General features: G+C 73.6%; 24 protein-coding genes, 1 other RNA gene and 1 pseudogene. 15 read left to right on the top strand and 11 right to left on the bottom strand.

The genetic code is table 11. The features are described 5' to 3' along the window. Positions 1 to 3: 3 nt before the first annotated feature. From IE257_RS02005 to IE257_RS01995, 3 genes are read left to right on the top strand one after another with little or no spacing between them, the layout of a single operon-like run. Positions 4 to 2,136 (top strand): acyl-CoA dehydrogenase family protein, encoded by a 2,133-nt coding sequence (locus IE257_RS02005; RefSeq protein WP_189963888.1) that lies wholly within the window; start codon positions 4 to 6, stop codon positions 2,134 to 2,136. Positions 2,137 to 2,151: 15 nt separating this feature from the next. Next, positions 2,152 to 3,342: a lipid-transfer protein gene (locus tag IE257_RS02000; RefSeq protein WP_189963886.1), complete on the top strand. Its 1,191-nt coding sequence runs from the start codon at positions 2,152 to 2,154 to the stop codon at positions 3,340 to 3,342. A gap of 45 nt (positions 3,343 to 3,387) precedes the next feature. Beyond that, positions 3,388 to 3,903 (top strand): YcxB family protein, encoded by a 516-nt coding sequence (locus tag IE257_RS01995; protein WP_189963883.1) that lies wholly within the window; start codon positions 3,388 to 3,390, stop codon positions 3,901 to 3,903. A 297-nt stretch (positions 3,904 to 4,200) separates the two neighbouring features. On the opposite strand, the gene IE257_RS01990 is transcribed toward IE257_RS01995, so the two are convergent. From IE257_RS01990 to IE257_RS01980, 3 genes are all read right to left on the bottom strand, one after another. Further along, positions 4,201 to 4,470 carry a hypothetical protein gene (locus IE257_RS01990; RefSeq protein WP_189963881.1) on the bottom strand — a complete coding sequence of 90 codons (270 nt, stop codon included), beginning with the start codon at positions 4,468 to 4,470 and terminating at the stop codon, positions 4,201 to 4,203. Then, on the bottom strand, positions 4,457 to 5,017 hold the full coding sequence (locus IE257_RS01985; RefSeq protein WP_189963879.1) for an RNA polymerase sigma factor: 561 nt from the start codon (positions 5,015 to 5,017) through the stop codon (positions 4,457 to 4,459). Before IE257_RS01985 ends, IE257_RS01990 begins: the two co-directional genes overlap by 14 nt. 179 nt (positions 5,018 to 5,196) lie before the next feature. Further along, positions 5,197 to 5,550 (bottom strand): DNA-binding response regulator, encoded by a 354-nt coding sequence (locus tag IE257_RS01980; RefSeq protein WP_229920098.1) that lies wholly within the window; start codon positions 5,548 to 5,550, stop codon positions 5,197 to 5,199. A gap of 298 nt (positions 5,551 to 5,848) precedes the next feature. Between IE257_RS01980 and chsH3 the strand changes: the two genes are divergently transcribed. The 3 genes from chsH3 to IE257_RS01965 are packed head-to-tail and all read left to right on the top strand — an operon-like array spanning position 5,849 to position 8,804. Further along, the gene (gene chsH3 / locus IE257_RS01975) at positions 5,849 to 6,703 is read left to right on the top strand and encodes an enoyl-CoA hydratase ChsH3 (RefSeq protein ID WP_189963875.1); all 855 of its coding nucleotides are present in this window, start codon (positions 5,849 to 5,851) and stop codon (positions 6,701 to 6,703) included. 58 nt (positions 6,704 to 6,761) lie between these two features. Continuing rightward, positions 6,762 to 7,838 (top strand): Zn-dependent alcohol dehydrogenase, encoded by a 1,077-nt coding sequence (locus tag IE257_RS01970; RefSeq protein ID WP_189963873.1) that lies wholly within the window; start codon positions 6,762 to 6,764, stop codon positions 7,836 to 7,838. 24 nt (positions 7,839 to 7,862) lie between these two features. Then, positions 7,863 to 8,804, top strand: coding sequence for a 3-oxoacyl-ACP reductase (locus IE257_RS01965; RefSeq protein ID WP_189963871.1), 942 nt, complete (start codon positions 7,863 to 7,865; stop codon positions 8,802 to 8,804). An 81-nt stretch (positions 8,805 to 8,885) separates the two neighbouring features. Here IE257_RS01965 and IE257_RS01960 read toward each other — a convergent pair whose 3' ends face one another. Next, positions 8,886 to 9,980 (bottom strand): hypothetical protein, encoded by a 1,095-nt coding sequence (locus IE257_RS01960; RefSeq protein ID WP_229920064.1) that lies wholly within the window; start codon positions 9,978 to 9,980, stop codon positions 8,886 to 8,888. Between the two features lie 458 nt (positions 9,981 to 10,438). Here IE257_RS01960 and IE257_RS01955 point away from each other — a divergent pair, with 458 nt between their 5' ends. Genes IE257_RS01955 through IE257_RS01945 form a run of 3 tightly spaced genes read left to right on the top strand, consistent with a single transcriptional unit; the run spans position 10,439 to position 13,373 of the window. Further along, positions 10,439 to 11,299, top strand: a complete 861-nt coding sequence (locus IE257_RS01955; protein WP_189963869.1) for a Nif3-like dinuclear metal center hexameric protein — start codon at positions 10,439 to 10,441, stop codon at positions 11,297 to 11,299. Then, positions 11,296 to 12,039 carry a zinc ribbon domain-containing protein gene (locus IE257_RS01950; RefSeq protein WP_189964738.1) on the top strand — a complete coding sequence of 248 codons (744 nt, stop codon included), beginning with the start codon at positions 11,296 to 11,298 and terminating at the stop codon, positions 12,037 to 12,039. Before IE257_RS01955 ends, IE257_RS01950 begins: the two co-directional genes overlap by 4 nt. Further along, positions 12,039 to 13,373 (top strand): bifunctional RNase H/acid phosphatase, encoded by a 1,335-nt coding sequence (locus IE257_RS01945; protein WP_189963861.1) that lies wholly within the window; start codon positions 12,039 to 12,041, stop codon positions 13,371 to 13,373. The genes IE257_RS01950 and IE257_RS01945 overlap by 1 nt, the downstream gene beginning before the upstream one ends. A gap of 6 nt (positions 13,374 to 13,379) precedes the next feature. Here IE257_RS01945 and IE257_RS01940 read toward each other — a convergent pair whose 3' ends face one another. Next, entirely contained in the window at positions 13,380 to 13,727 is a 348-nt protein-coding gene (locus tag IE257_RS01940) for a hypothetical protein (RefSeq protein ID WP_189963859.1), read from the bottom strand. Between the two features lie 178 nt (positions 13,728 to 13,905). Beyond that, positions 13,906 to 14,307: RNase P RNA component class A (gene rnpB / locus IE257_RS01935), an RNA gene on the bottom strand. A 77-nt stretch (positions 14,308 to 14,384) separates the two neighbouring features. On the opposite strand from rnpB, the pseudogene IE257_RS01930 reads away from it, so the two are divergent. Continuing rightward, a pseudogene (locus tag IE257_RS01930) lies at positions 14,385 to 14,492 on the top strand (MerR family DNA-binding transcriptional regulator); the annotation flags it as partial. A gap of 70 nt (positions 14,493 to 14,562) precedes the next feature. Here the strand turns inward: IE257_RS01930 and IE257_RS01925 are convergent. Continuing rightward, positions 14,563 to 16,020, bottom strand: a complete 1,458-nt coding sequence (locus IE257_RS01925; protein WP_189963857.1) for an RNB domain-containing ribonuclease — start codon at positions 16,018 to 16,020, stop codon at positions 14,563 to 14,565. 142 nt (positions 16,021 to 16,162) lie between these two features. On the opposite strand from IE257_RS01925, the gene yaaA reads away from it, so the two are divergent. Further along, the gene (gene yaaA / locus IE257_RS01920; protein WP_189963855.1) at positions 16,163 to 16,966 is read left to right on the top strand and encodes a peroxide stress protein YaaA; all 804 of its coding nucleotides are present in this window, start codon (positions 16,163 to 16,165) and stop codon (positions 16,964 to 16,966) included. A 116-nt stretch (positions 16,967 to 17,082) separates the two neighbouring features. Here the strand turns inward: yaaA and IE257_RS01915 are convergent, their stop codons facing one another. Both IE257_RS01915 and IE257_RS01910 read right to left on the bottom strand, forming a co-directional pair. Continuing rightward, positions 17,083 to 17,832: a bifunctional DNA primase/polymerase gene (locus IE257_RS01915; protein ID WP_189963853.1), complete on the bottom strand. Its 750-nt coding sequence runs from the start codon at positions 17,830 to 17,832 to the stop codon at positions 17,083 to 17,085. A 170-nt stretch (positions 17,833 to 18,002) separates the two neighbouring features. Beyond that, a complete protein-coding gene (locus IE257_RS01910; protein ID WP_189963851.1) occupies positions 18,003 to 18,614 on the bottom strand; it encodes a TetR/AcrR family transcriptional regulator in 612 nt (203 codons plus the stop codon). Positions 18,615 to 18,695: 81 nt separating this feature from the next. On the opposite strand from IE257_RS01910, the gene ddaH reads away from it, so the two are divergent. Continuing rightward, on the top strand, positions 18,696 to 19,568 hold the full coding sequence (gene ddaH, locus IE257_RS01905; protein ID WP_372453030.1) for a dimethylargininase: 873 nt from the start codon (positions 18,696 to 18,698) through the stop codon (positions 19,566 to 19,568). Between the two features lie 6 nt (positions 19,569 to 19,574). Here the strand turns inward: ddaH and IE257_RS01900 are convergent, their stop codons facing one another. After that, a complete protein-coding gene (locus tag IE257_RS01900) occupies positions 19,575 to 20,573 on the bottom strand; it encodes a small ribosomal subunit Rsm22 family protein (protein ID WP_189963847.1) in 999 nt (332 codons plus the stop codon). A gap of 63 nt (positions 20,574 to 20,636) precedes the next feature. Beyond that, positions 20,637 to 21,959: a Bcr/CflA family multidrug efflux MFS transporter gene (locus IE257_RS01895; RefSeq protein ID WP_189963845.1), complete on the bottom strand. Its 1,323-nt coding sequence runs from the start codon at positions 21,957 to 21,959 to the stop codon at positions 20,637 to 20,639. Between the two features lie 108 nt (positions 21,960 to 22,067). Here IE257_RS01895 and IE257_RS01890 point away from each other — a divergent pair, with 108 nt between their 5' ends. The 3 genes from IE257_RS01890 (at position 22,068) to IE257_RS01880 (ending at position 24,434) form a co-directional block, all read left to right on the top strand. After that, positions 22,068 to 22,829, top strand: coding sequence for an SDR family oxidoreductase (locus IE257_RS01890; protein WP_189963843.1), 762 nt, complete (start codon positions 22,068 to 22,070; stop codon positions 22,827 to 22,829). Between the two features lie 101 nt (positions 22,830 to 22,930). Next, positions 22,931 to 23,797 carry a PhzF family phenazine biosynthesis protein gene (locus IE257_RS01885; RefSeq protein ID WP_189963841.1) on the top strand — a complete coding sequence of 289 codons (867 nt, stop codon included), beginning with the start codon at positions 22,931 to 22,933 and terminating at the stop codon, positions 23,795 to 23,797. A gap of 73 nt (positions 23,798 to 23,870) precedes the next feature. After that, positions 23,871 to 24,434 carry a GNAT family N-acetyltransferase gene (locus IE257_RS01880; protein ID WP_189963838.1) on the top strand — a complete coding sequence of 188 codons (564 nt, stop codon included), beginning with the start codon at positions 23,871 to 23,873 and terminating at the stop codon, positions 24,432 to 24,434. Positions 24,435 to 24,460 lie beyond the last annotated feature (26 nt).

Here is a 24,460-nt window from a genome sequence, read left to right as displayed (position 1 = left end):
CGCATGGGCATCGGAATCACGCAGGAGCAGCGGGAGTTGGCCGAGGCGGTGCGCGGCTGGGTCGCGCGGGCCGTGCCTCCCGAGGAGGTCCGCAAGCTGCTCGACACCCCGCCGCAGACCGGTGTGCGGCCCGCCTACTGGGACGCCATGATCGAGCAGGGGCTGCTGGAGCCGCACCTGGACGGCGGGACCCTGCTCGACCTGGCCGTCGTCGTCGAGGAGACGGCCCGGGCCGCGCTGCCCGGGGCGTACCTGCCGAGCGCGCTGGCCTCCGTACTGCTGGAGCGGGCCGGGGCCGAGCCCCTCTCCGGCCGGGTCGGGGCGGTCGCGCTCGGGCCCGGGTCGCTGACCGCCGTGGCCGTCGAGGGCGGCGGGTACCTGCTCGACGGGATCGCCCCGCCGGTGCTCGGCGCGGGCGAGGCCGACCTGGTGCTGCTCGCCGCCGAGGCCGCGCACGGCACCTGCTGGTTCGCCGTGGACGCCGGCGCGCTGGACATCCGTACGCACGAGAGCGCCGACCCGACGCGCCCCACCGCCGAGGTGCGGGCGCGCGGGGTCGCCACCGCCCCCGACCGGCTGCTGGAGCTGGACGCGGCGCTGGTCCGGGACCTGGCCTGCACGCTGTTCGCCGCCGACGCCTGCGGCACCGCGGCCTGGGCCCTGCACACGGCCGCCTCGTACGCGAAGGTGCGCGAGCAGTTCGGTCGGCCCGTCGGGCAGTTCCAGGGCGTCAAGCACCTGTGCGCCGACATGCTGGTCCGGCTGGAACAGGCCCGGGCGCTGGCCTGGGACGCCGCACAGGCCATGGACGAACCGGCCGAGGTGCGCTCGCTGGTCGCCGCCCTCGCCGCCGGGACCGCCCTGGACGCCGCCTACTCCTGCGCCAAGGACTGCATCCAGATCCTCGGCGGCATCGGCTTCACCTGGGAGCACGACGCCCACATCTACCTGCGGCGGGCGCTCGTCGCCCGCCAGCTGCTGGGGCCCGGCGACGGGCACCGGGTCCGGGCCGTGCGCTGCGCGGCGGGCGGTGCGCGGCGCGAGCTGCGCCTGGAACTCCCGGCGCAGGCCGAGGCGTACCGCGCGAAGGCCCGTACCGCCGTCGCGGACGCGCGCGGGCTCGACCCGGCGGCCGCCCGCCGGATCCTGGCTCCCACCGGCTACGCAGCCCCCTACCTGCCGCCCCCGTACGGGCTCGGCGCGGGGCCCGTCGAGCAGCTCGTCGTCCAGCAGGAGCTGGCCGCGGCCGGGGTGAAGGTCGCCGACCTGGGGATCGCCACCTGGGTGGTGCCCTCGCTGATCGCCTACGGGACGCAGGCGCAGCGGGAGGCCTACGTGCCGGCGACCCTGCGCGGGGACATCACCTGGTGCCAGCTCTTCTCGGAGCCCGGCGCGGGCTCCGACCTGGCCTCGCTGCGGACCCGCGCGGAGCGGCGGGAGGACGGCTCCTGGAGGGTCAACGGACAGAAGGTGTGGACGAGTTCCGCGCACAGCGCCGACTACGGGATCCTGCTCGCCCGCACCGACCCGGACGTGCCCAAGCACAAGGGGCTCGGCTACTTCGTCGTCGAGATGAGGAACACCCCCGGCATCGACGTCCGGCCGCTGAAGGAGATCACCGGCGAGGCCCTCTTCAACGAGGTGTACTTCGACGACGTGGCCCTCCCGGCGGACGCGCTGGTCGGCGCCGTGGACGGCGGCTGGAAGGTGGCCCGCAACACCCTCGGCAACGAACGCGTCCACATGGCCGACCAGATGACCTTCGACACCGGCCTGGAGGCGCTCCTCGCGCACGCCGCCGAGCTCGACGGCACGTACCGCAGACGGATCGGCGCCCTGGCCGCCGAGGCGCACGCCCTCGCCTGCATCGGGCTGCGCACCACGCTCCAGCAGGTGTCGGGGCTGGAGCCGGGCGCGGGCGCCTCCGTACGCAAGCTCGTCCAGACCCCGCACCAGCAGCGGACCGCCGAGCTCGCGCTCGAACTGCTGGGACCGGCGGGCGCGGTGCGGGAGGGGGCAGGGGAGCGGGCGGTGCACGGGATGCTCATGTCCCGCTGCCTGACGATCGCCGGTGGCACCACACAGGTCCAGCTCAACGTCGTCGCCGAGCGGATTCTCGGCCTCCCGAGGGACTGAAGGGACACCAGGGGCATGAAGTCGTACATCGTGGGCGTCGGCATGACGAAGTTCGAGAAGCCGGAGTCGCGGGACTGGCAGTACTGGGACATGGCGAAGGAGGCCGGGACGGCGGCGCTCGCGGACGCGGGCGTGGACTACGGGCTCGTCGAGCAGGTCCCGGTGGGCTACTGCTTCCAGGCCTCCACCGCCGGCCAGCGGGCGGCGTACGAGCTGGGGCTGAGCGGGGTGCCGGTCTACAACGTCAACAACAACTGCGCGACGGGCTCGACGGCGCTGATGATGGCGCGGCAGTTCGTGGCGGGCGGGATCAGCGACTGCGTGCTGGCGCTGGGCTTCGAGAAGATGAAGCGCGGCGCGCTGGGCGGGGGCGCCGACGGAGGAGACTTCACGACCTCGCCGGTGGCCCGGCACTACGGGATCATGGCCGCGGGCCACGGCTTCGAGATGTCCCCGCCCACGGCGCAGATCTTCGGCAACGCGGCGCGGGAGCACATGGAGCGGTACGGGACCACGGCCGCGCAGCTCGCGATGGTGGGCGCGAAGAACCACCGGCACTCGGCGAACAACCCGAACGCGCAGTTCCAGGACGTGTACTCGGTGGAGGAGATCCTGGCGGCGAAGGAGATCCACGCGCCGCTCACGAAGCTCCAGTGCTCGCCGACCTCGGACGGCGCGGCGGCAGCGCTGGTGGTGTCGGAGCGGTTCGTGGTGCGGCACGGGCTGCACGACAAGGCGGTGGAGATCGTCGGCCAGGCGATGACGACGGACACGGAGGCCTCCTTCGCGTCGGGCTCGTGCATCGACGTGGTGGGCAAGCCGATGACGGCGGCGGCGGCGCGGCAGGCGTACGAGGCGTCGGGGCTCGGGATCGAGGACGTCGACGTGGTGGAGCTGCACGACTGCTTCTCGATCAACGAGCTGCTGACGTACGAGGCGCTGGGCATGTGCGGGGACGGCGCTGCCGGGAAGCTGGTGGAGAGCGGGGCCACGACCTACGGCGGGCGGTGGGTGGTGAACCCCTCCGGGGGGCTGATCTCCAAGGGCCATCCGCTGGGGGCGACCGGCCTCGCCCAGGCCGCCGAACTGGTCTGGCAGCTGCGCGGCGAGGCCGGGCCGCGGCAGGTCGCGGGGGCGCGGGTGGGGCTGGCGCACAACATCGGGCTGGGCGGCGCGGCCGTCGTGACCCTCCTGCGGCGGGGATAGGAACGCGCTTTCGGCCACGGGGGCGGGGCGTTAGGCTCCGCCCCCGTGAGCGAGATACGCGAGGCATCCTTCAGCGCCACCGGCAGCCCGACCAGGGACGAGTACGACGAGGCCGCCCGCGCGGCGGGACTGTTCCGCAGGGGCCGGGCGGTGGCTGCCCTCAGTACGGTCTTCCTCGCCGCGGCGGGCGTGACGCTGTCCTCCGACGGCCTCACCGTGCGGCCCGCCGTCCTCGGGATCGCGGCGGCGTACGGCCTCCTCGTGCTGGTGGTCCTGCCGCGGTGGGTGGTGGGCCGGGGCTTCCGCACGGGCAGGGCCGCCGAGGAGAAGCGGGTCGTGGTGGACGGTACGGGCATCGAGGTGTTCCGGGGCGAGGAGTCGCAGCGGATCGTGTGGGACGAGATGCGCTACTACCACGAGACGCCCCGGCTGCACGTGTTCGTGGGCCGCACCCGCCGCCGGACGTGTCTCGTGGTGCTGCCCAAGCGGCTGTTCACCGCCCCGGGCGAGAGCGAGCTCCTCGCCGCCTTCGGGCAGGAGCAGGCCGGCGACGGCTCGTAGCGGCCCCGGCCCGCCCCACTCCCGGTCAGAGCTTCTCGATGTCCTTGTGCTTCACTTCGGCCGAGTCGGAGTGGTAGGCGGCCAGGCGTACCTTGAGCGATGGCCGGCCGGCGCCTTGATGATCCTGTCGGGGTACTCCCCCAGGCCGATCCCGCTGCAGGAGGGCTCGCTGGTCAGGCTGCTCCAGCCGTTGGGGTTGTGCGGGTCGTTCCAGTCCAGCCAGGCGCAGTCACGATCGTTGCCGGTGAAAATCGGTGGCCGGGACGGAACACTTGCGCCCCTGCCCGCAGGCCCGGATCAGTGGGGTGCCGCCTTCAGTTCGCAGCGGCCGTCCGTGCACTCCCGCTGCAGGCGGCCCCGGGAGAGCGTCTGGGCCAGTCCGATCGCCCAGCACATCGGGCAGCCGCGCAGCGCCAGCAGACCGACCGGGGCGAGGGCCAGGGTGATCGGGCCGTAGAGCGGGAGGAGGGCGACGGAGCCGGCCAGGGCGCCGAGGCCGATCGCGCCGCGGACCAGGTGTCGGGGCAGGGTGGAGCTCGCGAAGTCGGGGCCGTCAGTGATCGGCATCGTCGCCTCCAGGAGTCGGGTAAAGGGTGTGTCGAAGGGCCGCGCGGGCCCGATGCAACCGTGATTTCATCGCGGCGGGGCTGAGCCCGAGCGCGTCCGCGGCCATGCGGCCGCTGTAGCCCTGGATGTCCCGCATGATCAGCACCCGCCGCTGGTCGGCGGGGAGGGCGGCGATCGCCCGCGCCACCCGGGCGGCCTCCAGGCGTTCCAACACCTCTTCCTCCGCCGACATCACCGCCTCGCCGGTGTCCGGCAGCGGAGCGCGCTCGCGGGGCACCAGCCGGGCCCGGCGCAGGCACTCGTTGCGGACGATGCGGAACATCCACGAGGCCAGGGCGCCGGACGCGCGCAGCATGCCGATCCGCCGGTAGAGGATGATCAGCGCCTCCTGGGCCGCGTCCTCGGCGTCCTCGGGGGAGGCGCACAGCGAGTACGCGAACTTCCGCACGTTCGGGTGCGATCCGGAGACCAGCGCGGTGACCGCGTCGAGGTCCCCGCGCTGCGCGGCGACGATCAGTGGCTCGGCGGGCCAGGTCGACTCAGCCACGGGAGCGGCTCCGCCGGCGCACCACGAGGACGGTGCAGGTGCAGAGCAGGAGCAGGACGACGGCGCCCACGGCGACAAGAGTGATCACGACAACCTCCGGGTCAGGTGCCGATCTCGGCGTCGGCACATGCATAAGAGGCGTGGGCACCGCGAAAGGATTCACCGGAATCCGATCGGGTTCATCCCAGGGCCGGGTCCACCACCGTCTCGCCCGTCGAGGCGCGCCGGACGCAGTCTGCCAGGTCCCCGATCGGGCCGTCCCGCAGCACCAGTCCCACCGCGCCGGCGGCGAGGGCGGCCTCCGCCAGGCCCGGGTGCGCCGAGCCCGTCAGGACCAGCACCCGGCACTCCGGATCGTCGGCCAGCAGGGCGGTGACGGCCGCGAGATCCTCCACCAGGGCCACCGCGGGCCGGGCCATGGGGTCCCGGACCACCTCGATGTCCGGCTGGAGGCCGAGCTGGAGCGCCAGGGCCGGATTCGGTGGCTCCAGCAGGACGCGCAGGGCGCGGGCCGCACGGTGATCAACAGGCATTTCGTCCACGCGGGCAGGGTATGGCCCAGGCCGTCGGCGGGCTGGCAACACGCCCCGCACGCAGCCAATCTGACGTGAAGTCAAGACTCTTCCCAAGTGCGGGGGCGTGCGTTATACATTCCCTCACCGGTCGGAGCTAGAACGCGTTCTAGAACCGGCCCCCGTATGCGACCTCGGTGCGGCCGACGGTGCGGACGGCCGCACCGAGGTCTTCCACAGCTCTTCAACGGCTCTTCCACAGCTCTTCAAACGGCTCTTCAACGGCCCCGGTTCTCCAACGACAGGGAGCAGCATCCCCATGCCGATCGATGCCGCCAAGGCCCTCGCCGCCGACCCCCGCCTCGGGGAGATCGGCTGGGACCACAAGGACATCCAGCTCTACCACCTCGGCCTCGGCGCGGGCAGGCCGGCCACCGACCCCGACGAGCTGCGCTACACCCTCGAATCCAAGCTCCACGTCCTCCCCAGCTTCGCGACCGTCGCGGGCGCCGGGATGGCCATGATGGGCGGCCTCGCCGCACCCGGGATCGAGATCAACCTCGCCAACGTCCTGCACGGCGGCCAGTCCATCGAGCTGCACCGGCCCATCCCCGTCAAGGGCAGCGCCACCTCCACCGCCAGGGTCGCGGCCCTCTACGACAAGGGCAAGGCCGCCGTCGTCGTCCTGCGCACCGAGGTGGCCGACGCCGACGGGCCGCTGTGGACCAGCGACGCGCAGATCTTCGTACGGGGAGAGGGCGGGTTCGGCGGCGAGCGCGGCCCCTCCGCCAAGGAGGAACTGCCCGAGCGCGCCCCCGACCGCGTCGAGGAGCGGCACATCCGCGAGGAGCAGGCGCTGCTCTACCGGCTCTCCGGCGACTGGAACCCGCTGCACGCCGACCCGGAGTTCGCCAAGCTGGCCGGCTTCGACCGGCCGATCCTGCACGGCCTGTGCTCGTACGGGATGACCCTCAAGGCCGTCGTGGACACGGTCCTGGGCGGGGACGTCTCCCGGGTCCGTGCCTACCGCACGCGCTTCGCCGGGATCGTCTTCCCCGGCGAGACGCTGCGCATCCGGATGTGGCAGGAGCCCGGCCGGGTGCTGGTGTCGGTGACCGCCGTCGAACGGGACGACGCGCCGGTCCTCGCCGACACCGTCGTCGAGCACGCGTAGGCACGAGAACGAGCACCGAGAACGAGTACGGACCGTACGAGACCCAAGGAGCCGCACCGTGCGCGCAGCACTGCAGAGCGAGATCGGCCAGGACAAGCTGGAGGTCGTCGACGACATGGAGGCCGTGGGCCTCGGCCCCGGCAAGGTGAGGATCCGGGTCAAGGCCACCGGCCTGTGCCACTCGGACCTCTCCGCGATGAGCGGCGTCCTGCCGCAGCCCGCCCCCTTCGTCCCGGGACACGAGGGCTCCGGGGTGATCGCCGACGTCGGTGACGGGGTCACCTCCCTCAAGCAGGGCGACCGGGTCCTCGTCTGCTGGCTGCCGCCGTGCGGGCACTGCCCGTCCTGCAAGCGCGGCCAGGGCCACCTGTGCCTGGCGAGCCTGGTCAACGCGGGCACCCCCAACTTCCGCCGCGCGGGCGGGGACATCTTCGGCTTCGCCGCGACCGGTACCTTCGCCGAGGAGCTCGTGGTCGACGCCGCGTGCGCCGTCCCGATCCCCGACGACGTGCCCTTCGACATCGCCGCGCTCATCGGCTGCGGGGTCACCACCGGCCTGGGCGCGGCCATCAACACGGCCAAGGTGGAGGCCGGCTCCTCGGTCGCCGTCATCGGCTGCGGCGGCGTCGGCATCTCCGTCATCCAGGGCGCCAAGGTCCAGGGCGCGGCCCAGGTCATCGCCGTCGACCCGGTCGAATCGCGCCGCGAGGCGGCCCGGAGGTTCGGGGCCACCGAGGCCGTGGGGCCGGAGGCCTTCGACGACGCCAAGAACCGGATCACCGGCGGCGAGGGCTTCGACTACGTCTTCGAGGTCGTCGGCAAGTCCGCCACCGCGCAGACCGCGTACAAGATGACCCGCCGCGGCGGCAGCGTGGTCATCGTCGGGGCGGGCGCGCTGGACGACAACTTCCAGATCGACATGTTCTCGCTCTTCTTCGACGAGAAGAAGATCCTGCCGTCGATGTACGGCGGCGGGGACGTGCTCCGTTCCTACGAGCGCACCATCGCGCTGTGGCGGGCCGGCCGGGTGGACCTGGCGAGCCTGATCACGCACCGGGTGCAGCTCGCCGAGATCAACGACGCGCTCGACCAGATGCGTACGGGCGTGGCCCTGCGCACCTGCATCGAACTCTGACCCGCTTCGAGAGGAACCGTACGGATGTCACTCCCACTTGAGGGGCTCTCCGCCATCGTCACGGGCGCGGGCCGCGGGCTCGGCCGCGCCGAGGCGATCGAGCTCGCGCGGCTCGGCGCGAGCGTGGTCGTCAACGACTTCGGCCAGCCGGGCCGGGACGGCTCCGGGGAGGCCTCGGCCGCCCCGGCGGAGGAGGTCGCCGAGGAGATCCGCGCCGCGGGCGGCCGGGCGGTGGCGCACCTGGGCGACGTGGCCGACTTCGAGCAGGCGCGGGAGCTGGTCGAGCTGGCGGTGTCCAGCTTCGGGAAGCTGGACATCCTGGTCAACAACGCGGGCATCCTGCGCGACCGGATGGTCTTCTCGATGTCGGAGGAGGAGTGGGACTCGGTGATCCGGGTCCACCTCAAGGGCCACTTCAACACCACGCACTTCGCGTCCGTGCACTGGCGCGAACGGTCCAAGGCGGCGGGCGGCCCGGTCTACGGCCGGATCGTCAACACCTCCTCCGAGGCCTTCCTCGGCGGCTCGGCCGGCCAGCCCAACTACGCGGCGGCCAAGGGCGGCATCGTGGGCCTGACCACCTCGACCGCGCTCGCGCTCGCCAAGTACGGGGTGACGGCCAACGCCATCTGCCCGCGCGCCCGCACCCGGATGACCGAGGACGTCTTCGCCGGCTTCGAGGTCCCGCAGGACGGCAAGCTGGACGCCCTCGCCCCCGAGCACGTCTCCCCGCTCGTCGGGTACCTGGCCTCGCCCGCTTCGGCCGGGGCCAACGGTCAGCTGTTCGTCGTGCACGGCGGGATCGTCGTCGTCATGGAACGCCCGAAGGTGGCCGCCAAGTTCGACACGGCCAAGGAATCCTTCTCCTACGAGGAGCTCGACGAGCTGCTCACCCCGCACTACGCGTCCCGCCCGGCGAACGAGACCTTCGCCGCGACCGAGGTACTGGGCCTCAAGCACGCCTAGGCCGTCTCTTCCGGATCTTGCGGGACCGGCAGGATCCGGAAGGGACGGCCCAGGCGGCATTCCCCGCCGAGCGCTCCCGTCCTACCGTCCGGCCAGCGGTGCCTGCTGGAGGGGGACCGGGCGGGGGACGGTCGCCGCAGGTGGATCGAGGACCACCGGCGGATCGAGGACCACCGGCGGGGGAGGGGCGACCGGCAGGTTCAAGCCGGCCATCCCGCAGGGCACCTCGGGGGTCGCGTACGGGAGGTGCAGGCGCCCCTGCGGGCTCCACAGGCCGCTGCCGCCGAGCCACCCGGCCGGTGCGCCGATCCGGAAGGCATGCCGGTCGGCGGGGCGCCACAGCCCCACGTCGCCCCCGGGCAGCCGCAGCGCCACCCCGCAGGTCTCCGGCATCAGGGCCTGGCCGGGCTGGACCGCGAACGGGCGGGCGTCCCCCAGCCGGGCCAGGCACTCCGGGAAGCGGACGGGCAGGGAGCTGCCCAGCACCCCCCAGCCGAGGCGCGCTTCGCCCGGTGCGTCGGAGCGGATCAGCAGCAGCCCGCTGTCGGGGTCGGCCAGCAGCAGCAGGTCGTCGCTGTCCTCGGTGATCTGCAGCAGCGGGGAGACCCCGCCCAGCGCCAGGTCGACGACGACGGCCTTGGTGGTGCCGTCCAGCTCGCGGTCCAGGGCCAGCAGCCGGCCCGCCCGGTCCAGCCAGACGCCCCCCGAGCAGCGTCCCGCGATCCGGGCGACGGGCGTCGGGCCGAAGGGAGCCCCGGCCACCTGCCAGACCGTGGTCACGGTGTCCTCCGCGGCCAGGGCGAAGGCACAGGAACCGTCCGGGGACGGCGGGAGCAGGCGCACTTGTACGCCCTCCTGTGCCTCCACCCCGCCCAGTTGGAGCTCCCCGGTGCGCGGGCCGCTCGCGGCGCCCGTCGGGTACAGCAGCGCGAAGGCGTGCCGCTCGGCCACCCGCCGGTGGATCAGGACCCGCCCGTCGGCCAGCGGCAGCACCTCGCTGTCCGCCTCCTCGGGCTGCGCGAGCGGCAGCGGTACCGCGTACGCCTCGGGCCCGGCCAGGGTCCAGCGCTCCGCGTAGAGCGACTCGCCCTCCCCGGCCAGCCGGGCGGCGTACGACCCGTCCGCGGCGATGGTGAACGCGGCCGTGGTCGTCATTTCGATGGCACAGACAGTCATCCGTGGTCACCTCCGGGGTGGAAGCTAGTTTTCGGGCAACCTGGCGAACAACACCACCAACACCGCTTCACACATACGGGTGTCCGCTCGGCGATTCGCGCGTGGCGGACGAGGCGATTGTGCTGGGGCGGCCACCGCCGTCGTCCTCACCGCGGTCGCAGCGCAGCGCGGCGAGGCGTGCAGCGAGGACCGCGGCGAGGAGCGCGGAGAAGCCGGCCGCCACAGGTCCACCGCCGCCCCGGGTCCACTGCCGCCCCAGGTCCACCGCCGCCCCGGGCCGCGGCCGTGCGGAAGGTCCGGGCCGAGGGCGTACCGGACGGGACCCGGCACACCCTTGCCCCGCCGTGACCGCCGCCGACCGGGTCCCGGGCGACCTGCGCGGCGTCCCGGGCGCGCGGCGCCGGATGGGGCCGGACGGGGCTGACCGGGACGGTCGCCCCGGACGGTAGCCTTGGCCCGTGCCCCGTCTCTCTGAAGTCATCGCCGCGCTGGACGCTCTCTGGCCCCCCTCGCGGGCCGAGCAGTGGGATGCCGTCGGAACCGTCTGCGGCGACCCGGACGCCGAGATCACCCGGGTCCTGTTCGCCGTGGACCCGGTCCAGGAGATCGCCGACGAGGCGGTCGAGCTGGGCGCCGACCTGATCATCACCCACCACCCCCTCTACCTGCGGGGCACCACCACCGTCGAGGCCGGCACCTTCAAGGGCCGCGTCGTGCACACGTTGATCAAGAACGACATCGCGCTGCACGTCGCCCACACCAACGCCGACACCGCCTCCCCCGGAGTCTCCGACGCCCTCGCCGGCGCCCTGGACCTGCGGATCACCGGGCCGCTCGTGCCCGACCCCAGCGACCCGGAGGGCCGCCGCGGCCTCGGCCGGATCTGCGAACTGGACCACCCCGAGACGCTGCGCGAGTTCGCCGCGCGCGCCGCGGCCTGGCTGCCGCCGACCGCCCAGGGCATCCGCGTGGCCGGGGACCCGGACATGCCGGTCCGCCGCGTCGCCGTCAGCGGCGGCTCCGGAGACAGCCTCTTCGAGCAGGTCCGCGCCGCCGGTGTGGACGTCTTCCTGACCGCCGACCTGCGCCACCACCCGGTCTCCGAGGCCCGCGAGCAGAGCCGCCCGCTCGCTCTCGTCGACGCCGCCCACTGGGCCACCGAGTGGCCCTGGTGCGAGCAGGCGGCCGCGCAGCTCGACGCCATCTCCGAGCGCCACGGCTGGGGTCTGCGTACCCACGTCTCGCGCACGGTCACCGACCCGTGGACGGCCCACGCGCCGTCCGTCACACCCCCTTCTATCTCTGGAGCCCCCAACTGAACGCCGAGCCCGCCGACCAGATCCGACTTCTCGACGTCCAGGCGCTGGACGTCCGGCTGTCTCAGCTCGCCCACAAGCTCAAGTCGCTGCCCGAGCACGCCGAGCTCGACTCGCTCACCAAGGACCTGGCGCAGCAGCGCGACCTGCTCGTCGCCGCCCAGACCCAGGCGAGCGACACCGCGCGCGAGCAGACCAAGGCGGAGCAGGACGTGGACCAGGTGCGCCAGCGCGCCGTCCGCGACCAGCAGCGGCTCGACTCGGGCGTGGGCGTCTCGGCCCGGGACCTGGCGAACCTGCAGAGCGAGGTCGTCTCCCTCGCCAAGCGCCAGGGTGACCTGGAGGACGTGGTCCTGGAGGTCATGGAGCGCCTGGAGGGCGCGCAGGAGCGCGTCACCGGGCTCACCGAGCGCGTCTCCGCCCTGGAGGCGAAGGTCGCGGACGCGACCGCGCGCCGGGACGCGGCCACCACCGAGATCGACACCGAGGTCGCCAAGGTCACCAAGGACCGCGAGGTCATCGTCGCGTCCATGCCGACCGATCTGATGGCGCTGTACGAGAAGATCCGCGTCAAGCAGGGCGGGGTCGGCGCCGCGCGCCTCTACCAGCGCCGCTGCGAGGGCTGCCGGCTGGAGCTGGACATGGCCGAGGTCAACGAGATCAAGGCCGCGCCCCGCGACCAGGTCGTCCGTCACGAGAACTGCGGCCGCATCCTGGTCCGTACGGCCGACTCGGGCATCTGATGCCGCAGTTTGTCGTGGAGGCGGACGGCGGGTCCCGGGGCAACCCCGGGCCCGCCGGCTACGGCGCGGTGGTGCTCGACCCGGCGACGGGCGAGACGCTGGCCGAGCGCGCCGAGTACATCGGCGTCGCGACGAACAACGTGGCGGAGTACAAGGGCCTGATCGCCGGGCTCGCGGCCGCCCGTGACCTGGCGTCCGACGCGCAGGTCCTGGTGCGGATGGACTCGAAGCTGGTCGTCGAGCAGATGTCGGGCCGCTGGAAGATCAAGCACCCGGACATGAAGCCGCTCGCGGCCGAGGCCGCGCGGATCCTGCCGCGCGCGCAGGTGACGTACGAGTGGATCCCGCGCGAGCGGAACAAGCACGCGGACCGGCTCGCCAACGAGGCGATGGACGCGGGCAAGCGCGGCGAGCAGTGGGAGCCGTCGGCGTCCACGGCCGCCCTCGACCACGGGGCGGCGCGCGCCCTGGCCACGGCGCCGGCGCCGTCGGGCCCGCCCGGTGACGCCGCAGCGGGCGCGGCGGCGGTCCGCTCGGCCCTGGCCGCAGCCGTGGGTGCCGCTGGTGCCTCCGGTGCCGGGGCCGCGGCGGCACAGGAGCTCGCCGACACGCTGTTCGCCGACGCCGGGGCCCTGGCGGACGCGATCGAGCCCTGCCTGGACTCCGAGGCTCCGGCGGTGACGACCGGGGCCGGCTGGGGCCCGGACATGGGCGCCCCCGCGACCTTCGTCCTGCTGCGGCACGGCGAGACCGCCCTCACCCCGCAGAAGCGCTTCTCGGGCAGCGGCGGCAGCGACCCGGAACTGTCCCCGGCGGGCCGGCGCCAGGCCGCCGCGGTGGCCGAGGCGCTGGCGGCCCGCGGCACCATCCAGACGGTCATCAGCTCCCCGCTGCGCCGCTGCCGCGAGACCGCCCAGGCCGTCGCGGTCCGCCTCGGGCTCACCGTGACGGTCGAAGAGGGCCTGCGCGAGGTGGACTTCGGGGCGTGGGAGGGTCTGACCTTCGCAGAGGTGCAGGAGCGCTTCCCGGAGGACCTCCAGGCGTGGCTGGACTCCCCGAAGGCGGCACCCACCGGTGGCGGCGAGAGCTTCATGGCCGCCACCCGCCGGATCTCGGCGACCCGCGACCGCCTGCTGGCCGCGCACGCGGGCCGCACGGTCCTGCTGGTCACCCACGTGACCCCGGTCAAGATCCTGGTCCGCCTCGCCCTGGGCGCCCCGCCGGAAGCCCTGTTCCGCATGGAACTGTCGGCGGCCTCCCTCTCGGCGGTGGCCTACTACGCGGACGGCAACGCCTCGGTCCGCCTCCTGAACGACACGTCGCACCTGCGGTAGGCCTCGTCAGGGCGCGGGCTTGAAGGGGCCGAGGGCCTCCATCGCCCGGTCGAGGGCGCGGACCATGTTCCGCGCCTCGGCCCGGGCGGACTGGACGGCGCCGCCCGCCTGTCGCGCGTACGGCCGGGGCCGTGCCCCGTCCGGTGCGGCCCAGTCGCCGTCGTCACGCCGCCCGATGTGGACCTCCAGATGGCGCAACGCGTCTTCGAGATGGCGGCCGAGTTCGCGCAGGCTCCCGGTCACGGCAGCGATCTCGGCGGGGGTCGCGTAGGCGTGGCGGGGGTCGGTGGTCGCTTCGGCGAGGTCGCGTATGTGCGCGGCAGCCGCGGCCGCGCGGGCGGGGTGATCGCTCATGTGGCTGAGAGTGCCGCATCGGCCGGACCGCCGGAAGGCGTGTGCACCGACTGCCGGGATCCGGTGGCGGGGACGCAGTCCGAGCCCGCCGGCGCCCGAGGGCAGAGCCCGGGTCGGGCCGGTCCGCCGCCGAGCGGGCCGGAGCGGGGGCCGCTGCTCCGAACGGGAGTGGAAGCGGCAGACGAGCCGGCCTGTACGCCGGGTTCTGTCGCCCGGAGACCTCGCGGTCGCCGGGGAGACGGCCATCCATCTAGGACCGGTGTTGCCACCGGCCTCGTGCGGTCTACCCGCGAACTCGGGCGGGCAGCCCTCAAGCGTTCGCGCAGACCCGTCCGGGGACGGATCCTCTTGACCTTGCTCCGGGTGGGGTTTACCTAGCCGCCTGAGTCACCTCAGGCGCTGGTGGTCTCTTACACCACCGTTTCACCCTTACCGGGGGCCGAAGCCCCTGGCGGTCTGTTTTCTGTGGCACTGTCCCGCGGGTCACCCCGGGTGGGCGTTACCCACCACCCTGCCCTGTGGAGCCCGGACGTTCCTCGGCGGGATCCGAGGATCCCGACGCGGCCGCCCGGCCGACTCGTCTGCCGTGGCGACCATGTTACCCGTGGCGACGGCCTCGCTTGACCTTGACGCAGCGGCAGGGTTTCTACTGGGCGCATGCGGATCGGAGAGATCGCCGCGGTCGTCGGGGTCACCACCCGGGCGATCCGCCACTACCACCATGTCGGGCTGCTCCCGGAACCGGAGCGGCGCCCCAACGGCTACGGGCCGACCTCTTCCACGCCGACGACCCGCGCGCCCTCGTCGCCGCCCTGCGCCGGCAACCCACCCCCGCCTAGCCGCTCCCCTCCGGGACCGGCGCGAAGAGGATCTTCGACGTGCCCGGGTCGGCCTGCGCCAGCCGGACCCGGATCCGGTCGCCCAGCGGCAGGGCGGACCCGGTGGACTCGACGCGGCCGACCACCGCCGGGTCCTCCAGGTGGACCGTGCCCACCAGCGGCTCCCGGTCCTTGACATCGATGACCGTGGCCTCGAAGGTCTCCCCGACCCGGTCCTTCAGCACGGCCGCCTCGACGAGGTCCACGGACTCCCGCTCCACCGTGTTCGCCAGCCGCGCGCCCTGCGCCATCTCGTCCGGGAGCGCGGGGAGCGCCGCCATCACCCAGTCCGGCGGTTCGGTTCCGGCCACCGCCGCCACGCACAGCTCGCCCGCGTACCGGTCGACGAGGCGGCGCAGCGGCGCCGTGCAGTGCGTGTACGGGGCCGCCACCGCGGAGTGGATCGCCGGGTCGGGGCTCTCGCCGCCGGTGAACGCGGTGTAGCCCGCGCCGCGCAGCAGGGCCGTGCACTCCTGGAGGAAGGCGGCGTGGGCGGGGCGGTGCGGGTCGAGGGAGCGTACGAGTTCGGCGTACGGGACGTGGTGCGGCCAGTCGATCCGCAGGGCCTTCGCCGTCCGCCGCAGCCTGCCGACCGCGCCGTCGGGGGCGCTGGGCAGGGTGCGCAGGATGCCCGTGCCGGTGGCCAGCATCAGATCGGCCGCGGCCATGCCGGTCATCAGGGAGATCTGCGCGTTCCAGCCGTCGGCGGGCAGCGGGGCGCGGTAGGTCAGCGCGTACGAGCCGTCGCGCTCGACGACCTCCTGCTCGGGCACGTTGAGGGAGATGCCGCCGCGGGCCTGTTCCAGGGCCTCGCGGAGCCGGCCGATGTCCTTCAGCAGGGCGAGCGGCTCCTCCGCCGTGCCGGTGTCGATGGCCTTCTGGACGCCCTCGTAGTCGAGTCTGTCCCGGCTGCGGATCAGGGCCCGGCGGACGTCGACGGTCTCCACCCGGCCGTCGGGGTCCAGGTCGAACCGCCACACCAGCGCCGGGCGGACCTGGTCGGGCAGGAGGCTGGCCGCACCCTCGGAGAGGACGGCCGGGTGCAGCGGGACCCTTCCGTCGGGGAAGTAGAGGGTGGTGACGCGGCGGTGCGCCTCGGTGTCGAGCGGGCCGCCGGGGGTGACGAAGGCGGCGACGTCGGCGATGGCGTAGCGGACCGTGTAGCCGCCGCCGGGGCGCCTCGCGAGGTGGATGGCCTGGTCGAGGTCGACGGAGTCCGGCGGGTCGATCGTGAAGAAGGGGATGTCGGTGCTGTCCAGGTCCGGGAGCCGGGGGTGCGCCGCCGCGTGCTCGGCCTCCGCGAGGACCGCCGCCGGGAACGCCTCCGGCACCTCCAGCTTCGTCCGCAGTTCACGCAGCGCGGCCCGCAGAGCAGCCCCGTCTGCGCCGGTCATGTGCATCTGACGGCGTGGCATGCGTCGAGCGTAGGTGCGGCGGGCGCGTACGGCGCGGCGAGTGGGGCCGCGGGCCCGGACGGCGCGGCGGGCGGGGGCCGCGGACGTCTACCCTGGCCCGGGGGCCGCACCCCCTGCGATGTCGTACCGAAGGAGAACCACCGTGCTCGTGCTGCTGCCGCCGTCCGAAGGAAAGGCCGCCGGCGGCTCCGGCGCACCCCTGAAGCCGGAGACGCTGTCGCTGCCCGGTCTCGCCCCGGCCCGTGCGGCGGTGCTGGAGGAGCTGGTCGAGCTGTGCGCGGCGGACGAGACGAAGGCGCGCGAGATACTGGGTCTGAGCGAGGGGCTGCGCGGCGAGGTCGCCAAGAACGTGGAACTGCGCACGGCGGGCGCCCGTCCGGCGGGCGAGATCTACACGGGCGTGCTCTACGACGCGCTCGGCCTGGCCGACCTGCCGGCGGCGGCACGGGCCCTGGCGCAGGACGCGCTGCTGGTCTTCTCGGGGCTGTGGGGCGCGGTCCGGATCACCGACGCGATCCCCTCGTACCGCTGCTCGATGGGGGTGAAGCTGCCCGGGCTGGGTGCGCTCGGCGCGTACTGGCGGGGGCCGATGGAAGAGGTCATGCCGGAGGCGGCCGGGGACGGGCTGGTGCTGGACCTGCGGTCGGCGGCCTACGGGACCGCATGGAAGCCGAAGGGCGAGGTGGCGGGGCGGACCGCGAGCGTCCGCGTGCTGCACTCGCAGATGGTGGACGGGGTGGAGAAGCGGTCGGTGGTGAGCCACTTCAACAAGGCGACCAAGGGGCGGCTGGTACGGGACCTGCTGCTGGCCGGGGCCGCTCCGGCTTCGCCCGCCGAACTGGTCACGGCCCTGCGGGACCTGGGCTACACGGTCGAGGCCGAGGCCCCTGCGAAGGCGGGCAAGGCGTGGTCCCTCGACGTGGTGGTCACGCAGATCCACCACTGACGCGCCGTACCGGGGGCTCTGCCCCCGCACCCCCGCGCCTCAAACGCCGGCGAGGCTGAATTCGGCCGGGTACGGTGCCGGGCGTCGCGGGCCCGGCAGGATCCGAAAGAGCCGGCCTAGCGGCCCAGGGGCCAGGCGACCGTGGCCGGGGTGCGGTCCGTGGTGTCCGCGTACGCGGCGCAGGCGTCCGTGAGGGTTTCCAGGAGGGTGAGCGGGTCCGGGAGGGTGTGCTCGATGCCGCGGACCCAGGTCACCGCCTGGTCACCGGGCAGGGCCGCCGGCGGGACCAGGACGTAGCTGCCGCGGCAGTGCCAGCGCAGGCCCGGGTGTTCGTCCATCGTCTCGGGGTGGCAGTCCAGGGCGCACGGCCACCACTCGTCCTCGTCCTCGGGGGTGCCGCGGGTGGCGGTGAAGAAGAGCATCCGGGCCTGGTCGCCGGTGCCGCCCGATTCGGCGACGGGGCCGACCTCGATCCCGGCCTCCAGCAGGCGGGCCAGGGCGTCGGCGCCGGCCTCCAGCGGGACGTCGAGCACGTCGTGGACCATGCCGGTCGCGGTGATGAAGTTGGCCTGGGGCTCGTTGCGCGCCCAGCGCTCGACCTGAGCGCGGTCGGTGGTCGACTGGGTCTGCCAGGCGAAGGAGACGGGGTGCCGTGCGGGCGTCGGACAGCCGATCCGGTCGCACGAACACCGGTAACCGGCGGGATGGGCGGCGGGGGCGAGCGGCAGGCCCGTGGCGGCGACGGCCAGGAGGAGCGCCTCGCGCTCGACTCCGGGGTCCTCGGCGATGGGTTTCTGCCGCCGGCGCAGCCACTGGGAAATCCTGCTCTGCTCGCCGCGTTTGACGCGGCCGGACTCAGACCCCATCTATCCCCTCACCTCACCGTATCCCCGGCGGACCAACCCATGGTCCCACCATCCTGAGCCCCGGGTGACCGCTACCGACGACCGGGGGGTTGGAGATGGGTGGCCTGAAACCACCACAAAACCCAAGAATCAGGCCAAATCTGCCCGACCTGTTCCCGGCCATCGGCCCGTCAGCGGGCGGTGACGTTGGCCACCCCGCCCAGGACCCGGTCCACGAGCGCGTCGGTGTACGCGTGCGTCAGGGGCGCGGTGCGCAGCAGCCAGCGGTAGGTGAGCGGCCCCAGCAGCATCTCCACCGTCAGCCGCAGGTCGGTGTCGGGTACGAGCTGGCCGGCCTCCCGGGCGGTGTGCAACCGTGCCTCGTACAGGGCGAGCTGGGGCTCCAGCAACTGCTCGGTGAAGCGGGCGCCGAGCTCGGGCTCGGTGGCCCCGGCCGCGGTCAGGGCGCGCGCGGGGGCGTCGTACTTCTCGTCGTTGAACTCGTCGACCGTCGCCCGCAGGACGTGCTTCAGGTCGGCCGCGAGGTCCCCGGTGTCGGGGAAGCCGGTCCACTCGGCCTCCGTCTCCGCGTCCCCGGCGAGGGCCAGCGAGGCGTCGAGGAGGACGGCGGCCTTCGACGGCCACCAGCGGTAGATGGTCTGCTTGCCGACGCCCGCGCGGGCGGCGATGGCCTCGATGGTCAGCTTGTTGTAGCCGACCTCCCCGACGAGGACGAGCGCGGCGTCGAGGATGGCGCGGCGGGAGCGGTCGCTGCGGCGGGTGGCGTCAGGGGTCTTGGGCATGGCCCGAAACTACCAAAGCGAGACGTCTCGTCTTTCCAGAGGTTTGCTTAAACCACCCAATCAGTTCACTGTGCTGTCCTGGTGGAGGAGAGACGATTCTCTCCAGCACTCGTCCAGAGTCGTGAAAGTCGTGAGGAGCCTTCTTTGCGCAGAGACGCCACACCCCGGCGCTACCTGATGTGCCCACCCGCACACTTCAAGGTCACGTACTCCATCAATCCGTGGATGGATCCCACGAAACCGGTGGACCTGCCCCTCGCAATGGCCCAGTGGGAGGACCTGAGGGACCGCTACCGCGCCCTCGGGCACATCGTCGAGACCCTCGAACCCGACCCCGCGCTGCCCGACATGGTCTTCGCGGCGAACGGCGCGCTCGTCGTCGACGGCCGGGTCCTGGGCGCCCGGTTCGCCTATCCGGAACGGGCCGCCGAGGCCGAGATCCACCTCGACTGGTTCCGTGCCGACGGCTACACCGACATCCACGAGCCGTCCCACGTCAACGAGGGCGAGGGGGACTTCGCGGTCACCGACCGCTACGTCCTGGCCGGCCGGGGCTTCCGCTCCAGCCCGCTCTCGCACGACGAGACCCAGGAGTTCTTCGGCCGCCCGGTCATCGGCCTCGACCTGGTGGATCCGCGCTACTACCACCTGGACACGGCGCTCAGCGTCCTCGACGGCGACGAGATCATGTACTACCCGGACGCCTTCTCGCCCGGCAGCCAGGGGGTGCTCAGGAGGCTCTTCCCGGACGCGCTGATCGCCGACGGCCGGGACGCGGCGGCCCTCGGCCTGAACGCCGTCTCCGACGGCCTGCACGTACTGCTCCCGCAGGCGGCGACCGGGCTGCTGGCGCCGCTGCGCGACCGCGGTTTCGAGCCGGTCCCGATGGACCTGGGCGAGCTGCTCAAGGGCGGCGGCAGCGTGAAGTGCTGCACCCAGGAGCTGCGGCCGTAGGGCCCGTTACGGCGCCGGGGGCCAGGCCCGGCCCCAGTCGACGTCCCGTGCTGCCTTGTAGAGATCGCCCTGGCGCTTGGTCACGTTGACCTTCGTCAGGCCCGCTTCCTCGGGGCCGCACAGCTCCAGCAGGACGAGCCCCTTCCGGATCTGCGGCTTCCGCGTGATCCGGGAGGTGGCCGGCTCCGTCGGGAAACGGGTCGCGGCGACGTAGCTGAACTTCTCGTCCTCGTAGGGGAGCGAGCCGCCCTTGACCTGCCGGTGCAGGGAGGACCGGCTGACCCGTGCCGAGAAGTGGCACCAGTCCTGGCCGACCTGGATCGGGCAGGTCCCGTCGTGCGGGCACGGGGCGGCGATCCGCAGCCCGGCCGCGATCAGCTGGTCGCGGGCCTCCCGGATGCGCAGGTAGCCCTCCGGCGTGCCCGGCTCGATCAGCACCACGGCCTGCCCGGCCCGCGCCGCCTCGGCGACGACGGCCGTGCGCGCCTGCGGGGTCAGCTCGCCGAGTACGTACGACACCGTCACGAGGTCGGCCTCGGGGAGGCTCAGCCCCGCGCCGATGACGGCCCGCCGCCACGCGGCGCCGCGCAGCACCTCGGAGGCCGAGGCGGCCGCGAGCTCGCGGCCGAGGGTCAGCGCCGGCTCCGCCCAGTCCAGCACCGTGGTCTCCCGGGGGCCGTCCCAGGTGGCGTCCACGGCCCAGGTCGCCGCTCCCGTACCGCCGCCCACGTCCACGTGGGAGGCGGGCGCCCAGTCGGGGGCCGCCTCGGCCAGCCCGCCGAGGGCGCCCCGGACGGCCTCGAAGGTGGCGGGCATCCGGTACGCCGCGTACGCCGCCACGTCGGAGCGGTCGCGCAGCACGGGCGCGTCGGTCGGGGTCTGCCCCCGGTAGCTGGCGATGAGCCGCTCGACGGCGGCCGCGGCCTGCTTGGGCGGGAGTCCGTCGAGCAGCCCGCCGAGTGTGCTGCGGAGGGATTCGGCGGTGGTGGGGGCGGAGGCGTTCACCTGCGAAGTTTATGCCGCGACCGGGTCGGCCACTGCCCGGGGCTGCGCCCCGGACCCCGGGCCTCAAACGCCGGCGAGGCCGGCCTTGGCGGATGCGCTCTGCCAGGGGCGGCACAGGCCGAGGAAGGCGCTCACGGCGAGGAGGGCGCACACCAGCTGGACCACGGCCATGGGGACGGCCGTGTCCTCGCCCGCGATTCCCACCAGCGGCGAGGCGATCGCGCCGATCAGGAACGAGGACGTGCCGAGGAGCGCGGAGGCCGATCCCGCCGCGTGCGGGGTCCGCATCAGGGCCTGCGCGTTGGTGTTCGGCAGCACCACACCCATGGCCGACATGAGGACGAACAGGGCGGCCGCGATCGGGGTCAGCCCGACCTCCCCGAACACCCCGGTCGACATCAGCAGCAGCGCCACCGCGGCGGCCGTGACGACGGCGAGCCCGACGGCCAGCACCTTGTCCAGGCGGACCCGGCCCACCAGCAGCTTGCCGTTGATCTGGCCGACGAGGATCAGGCCGACGGAGTTGAGCCCGAAGAGCAGGGCGAAGGCCTGGGGCGAGGCCCCGTAGATCTCCTGCACCACGAACGGCGAGGCGGATATGTAGGAGAAGAGCACGGCGAAGGAGAAGCCGCCGGTCAGGGTGTAGCCGGCGAAGACGCGGTCGCCGAGCAGCCCGCGCATGGTCCGCAGCGCCGAGCCGACCCCGCCGGTGTGCCGCCGCTCGGGCGGGAGGGTTTCGCCGAGGCCGCGCCAGACCATCAGGGTGAGCACCGCGCCGACGACGGTGAGGACGAGGAAGACCCCGCGCCAGTCGGCGAAGCGGAGCACCTGGCCGCCGATCAGTGGGGCGATGATCGGGGCGGCCCCGGATATGAGCATCAGGGTGGAGAAGAACCGGGCCATCTCGTCGCCGTCGTACAGGTCGCGTACGACGGCCCGTGCGATGACGATGGCGGCGGCGCCGGCCAGACCCTGGAGGAGCCGGAAGGAGATCAGCAGCTCGGTGGTCGGGGCGAGCGCGCAGATCGCGGTGGCCAGGACGTAGACGACCATCCCGGTGAGCAGGGGCCGGCGGCGGCCCCACTTGTCGCTCATCGGGCCGATGACGAGCTGACCCAGGGCCATACCGGCGAGGCAGGCGGTGAGGGTGAGCTGGACGGTCGCGGCAGGGCTGTGCAGGGCGTCGGTGACCTGCGGCAGGGCCGGCAGGTACATGTCCATGGACAGCGGGGGGAGGGCGGTGAGCCCGCCGAGTATGAAGGTGACCAGAAGGCTCGTGCGGCGTGCGGCCGTCAGGGGAACCGTGGCAATGGGGGGAGTGGGGGCAGAGGGCGAATCGGGCGACGAGTCGTGCGAGGGGGCCGTCGCGGGGCCTCTCTCCGGCATGCGGGACTCCAGTCTTCTCATCTGATCTACGCACCCCTGACCGACCCATGCTCTCAGCAAACGGAACGTCCGGGGAGCGGGGCGCCGTGTGACGTACCCTGCGGCCCCATGGACGAAAGTACGAAGAAAATCGCCGTGGTGACCGGCGCCGGTTCCGGGATCGGTCGCTCCGTGGCGCTGACGCTGGCAGCCGCCGGCTGGGCCGTGGCCGTCGCCGGTCGCCGGGCCGAGCCGCTGGAGGAGACCGCGAGGGCCGCCGGTGACGGCGCCGACGTGCTGTGCGTACGGGCGGACGTGAGCGACCCGGACGAGGTGACTGCTCTGTTCGAGTCGGTTCGCGCGCGATACGGGCGCCTCGACCTGCTCTTCAACAACGCGGGCACCTTCGGCCCCGGCGGGGTTCCGCTGGAGGACATCAGCTACGAGGCCTGGCGCTCGGTCGTCGACGTCAACCTGACCGGCGCCTTCCTGTGCGCGCAGGCCGCCTTCCGGCAGATGAAGCGGCAGGAGCCGCAGGGCGGCCGCATCATCAACAACGGCTCCATCTCGGCGCACGTGCCCCGCCCGAATTCCATCGCGTACACCGCGACCAAGCACGCCATGACGGGCCTGACCAAGTCCCTGTCGCTGGACGGACGGCCGTACCGGATCGCCTGCGGCCAGATCGACATCGGCAACGCGGCGACCGAGATGACCGAGCGGATGCAGACCGGCATCCTCCAGGCCAACGGGCAGCTGGCCGTCGAGCCGGTGATGGACGCCGCCGACGTGGCCCGCACCGTCCTGCACATGGCGGAGCTCCCGCTGGAGGCGAACGTGCAGTTCGCGACGGTGATGGCGACCTCGATGCCGTACATCGGCCGCGGCTGACGGCGCGGCCGACCGTGTGGCCGACCGTGTGACCGACGGCCCGGCGGACGGCCCGGCCGGCGGCCGGGAATGGCGCACGGGCGGCCGGGGTTGAGCCGATCATGACGACCGAAGTGCTGCGCTACACCGCCTTCTCCCACGACCCGGACGGCGGCAACCCCGCCGGGGTCGTGCTCGACGCCGCAGGCCTCGACGAGAGCGCCATGCTGGAGATCGCCGCCGGGCTGGGCTACAGCGAGACGGCCTTCCTGACCGCGCCGCCCGAGGGGTTCGGCGGTCCGGAGGGGGAGGGCCGGGCCTTCACCGTGCGCTACTTCAGCCCCAAGGCGGAGGTCCCCTTCTGCGGGCACGCGACCGTGGCCACGGCCGTCGCGCTGGCCGAGCGGATCGGACCGGGGGAGATCCTCCTCGCCACCCGAGCCGGCACCGTACCGGTGTCCGTCACCTCCGAGGGCGGGCAGCTGCGGGCCACGCTCACCAGCGTCGAGCCGCACACCGAGGAGATCGGCGCCGCGGACCTCGCCGAAGCGCTGGCCGCCCTGGACTGGCCCGAGGCCGACCTGGATCCGGCGTTCCCGCCCGCGATCGCCTATGCCGGGGCCCGGCACCTGGTGCTCGGCGCCCGCACCCGGGCCCGGCTCGCGGACCTCGCCTACGACTTCGCCCGGCTGGAGGCCCTGATGCGCCGTCTGGACCTCACCACGGTCCAGCTGGTGCACCGGGCGGGCCCGGCGGAGTTCCACGTACGGGACCCCTTCCCGGTCGGCGGAGTGGTCGAGGACCCCGCCACGGGAGCCGCCGCGGCCGCCTTCGGCGCGTACGCCCGCGAACGCGGCCTGGTCCCGGCGGACGCCGTGCTCACCCTCCACCAGGGCGCGGACATGGGCCGCCCCGGAGTGCTCACCGTGGAACTGCGCGCCGGTGACCCCCGGGTCAGGGTGGGCGGCGAGGGCGTGCGCATCCCGTGAGCGAATCCATCGGCCCGGATTCCCGGGGCTCCGCCCCGGACCCCGCGCCTCGAACTCCGGAGGGGCTGGATTCGTGAGGGTGGTCCGTTACGCGGAGGCGGACCTGCCCGCAGGGCCGGCGCGGCAGGTCGCGGAGCTGGAGGCCGCGGCCTGGCCGGGGGCCGAGCCCGGGCACGACCCGGCGCTGGCCCCGCGGGCCCTGCTCCTGCTGACCGCGGACGGCACCGTGGCCGCCTCGCTGGCACTGCTGTTCAAGGAGATCCGGCTCGCGGGGCGGACGTACCGGGCGGCCGGGCTGAGCGCGGTCGTGACCCGGTCCACGCTGCGTGGCCGGGGATGCGGGGCGCGGCTGGTGGCGGCGGCCCGCGCCGAGCTGGCGGCGGACCCGGCCGTGGACCTGGCGCTGTTCAGCTGCGACCGGCCGCTGGCGCCGTTCTACGAGGCGGCAGGCTTCCCGGTGCTGCCGGGCACGGTGCTGGTCGGCGGGACCCCCGGGCAACCCCTGGCCACCGACGCACCGGGCTTCGACAAGGTGGTGGTGGCGGCCTTCTTCACGGACGAACCGGCCCGGGACCGCGCCGCCTTCACGGGAGCCCGCGTCCCGCTGTACCCCGGAAACACCGACAGGCTGTGGTGAGGGGCCCGAGAGCCCTGCACCACAGC

It is taken from the genome of Streptomyces avidinii (assembly GCF_014650695.1).
Lineage (GTDB): Bacteria > Actinomycetota > Actinomycetes > Streptomycetales > Streptomycetaceae > Streptomyces > Streptomyces avidinii.
Note: the sequence above shows the minus strand (reverse complement) of the source record. Positions and strands in the feature narration are given on the sequence as shown.

Coding starts and splice junctions, on each gene's coding strand:
- IE257_RS02005 (WP_189963888.1), top strand. CDS start 4: ATGGGCATCGGAATCACGCAGGAGCAGCGGGAGTTGGCCGAGGCGGTG.
- IE257_RS02000 (WP_189963886.1), top strand. CDS start 2,152: ATGAAGTCGTACATCGTGGGCGTCGGCATGACGAAGTTCGAGAAGCCG.
- IE257_RS01990 (WP_189963881.1), bottom strand. CDS start 4,470: ATGCCGATCACTGACGGCCCCGACTTCGCGAGCTCCACCCTGCCCCGA.
- IE257_RS01980 (WP_229920098.1), bottom strand. CDS start 5,550: ATGCCTGTTGATCACCGTGCGGCCCGCGCCCTGCGCGTCCTGCTGGAG.
- chsH3 (WP_189963875.1), top strand. CDS start 5,849: ATGCCGATCGATGCCGCCAAGGCCCTCGCCGCCGACCCCCGCCTCGGG.
- IE257_RS01965 (WP_189963871.1), top strand. CDS start 7,863: ATGTCACTCCCACTTGAGGGGCTCTCCGCCATCGTCACGGGCGCGGGC.
- IE257_RS01960 (WP_229920064.1), bottom strand. CDS start 9,980: ATGACTGTCTGTGCCATCGAAATGACGACCACGGCCGCGTTCACCATC.
- IE257_RS01945 (WP_189963861.1), top strand. CDS start 12,039: ATGCCGCAGTTTGTCGTGGAGGCGGACGGCGGGTCCCGGGGCAACCCC.
- IE257_RS01940 (WP_189963859.1), bottom strand. CDS start 13,727: ATGAGCGATCACCCCGCCCGCGCGGCCGCGGCTGCCGCGCACATACGC.
- IE257_RS01925 (WP_189963857.1), bottom strand. CDS start 16,020: ATGCCACGCCGTCAGATGCACATGACCGGCGCAGACGGGGCTGCTCTG.
- IE257_RS01915 (WP_189963853.1), bottom strand. CDS start 17,832: ATGGGGTCTGAGTCCGGCCGCGTCAAACGCGGCGAGCAGAGCAGGATT.
- IE257_RS01910 (WP_189963851.1), bottom strand. CDS start 18,614: ATGCCCAAGACCCCTGACGCCACCCGCCGCAGCGACCGCTCCCGCCGC.
- IE257_RS01895 (WP_189963845.1), bottom strand. CDS start 21,959: ATGCCGGAGAGAGGCCCCGCGACGGCCCCCTCGCACGACTCGTCGCCC.
- IE257_RS01890 (WP_189963843.1), top strand. CDS start 22,068: ATGGACGAAAGTACGAAGAAAATCGCCGTGGTGACCGGCGCCGGTTCC.
- IE257_RS01885 (WP_189963841.1), top strand. CDS start 22,931: ATGACGACCGAAGTGCTGCGCTACACCGCCTTCTCCCACGACCCGGAC.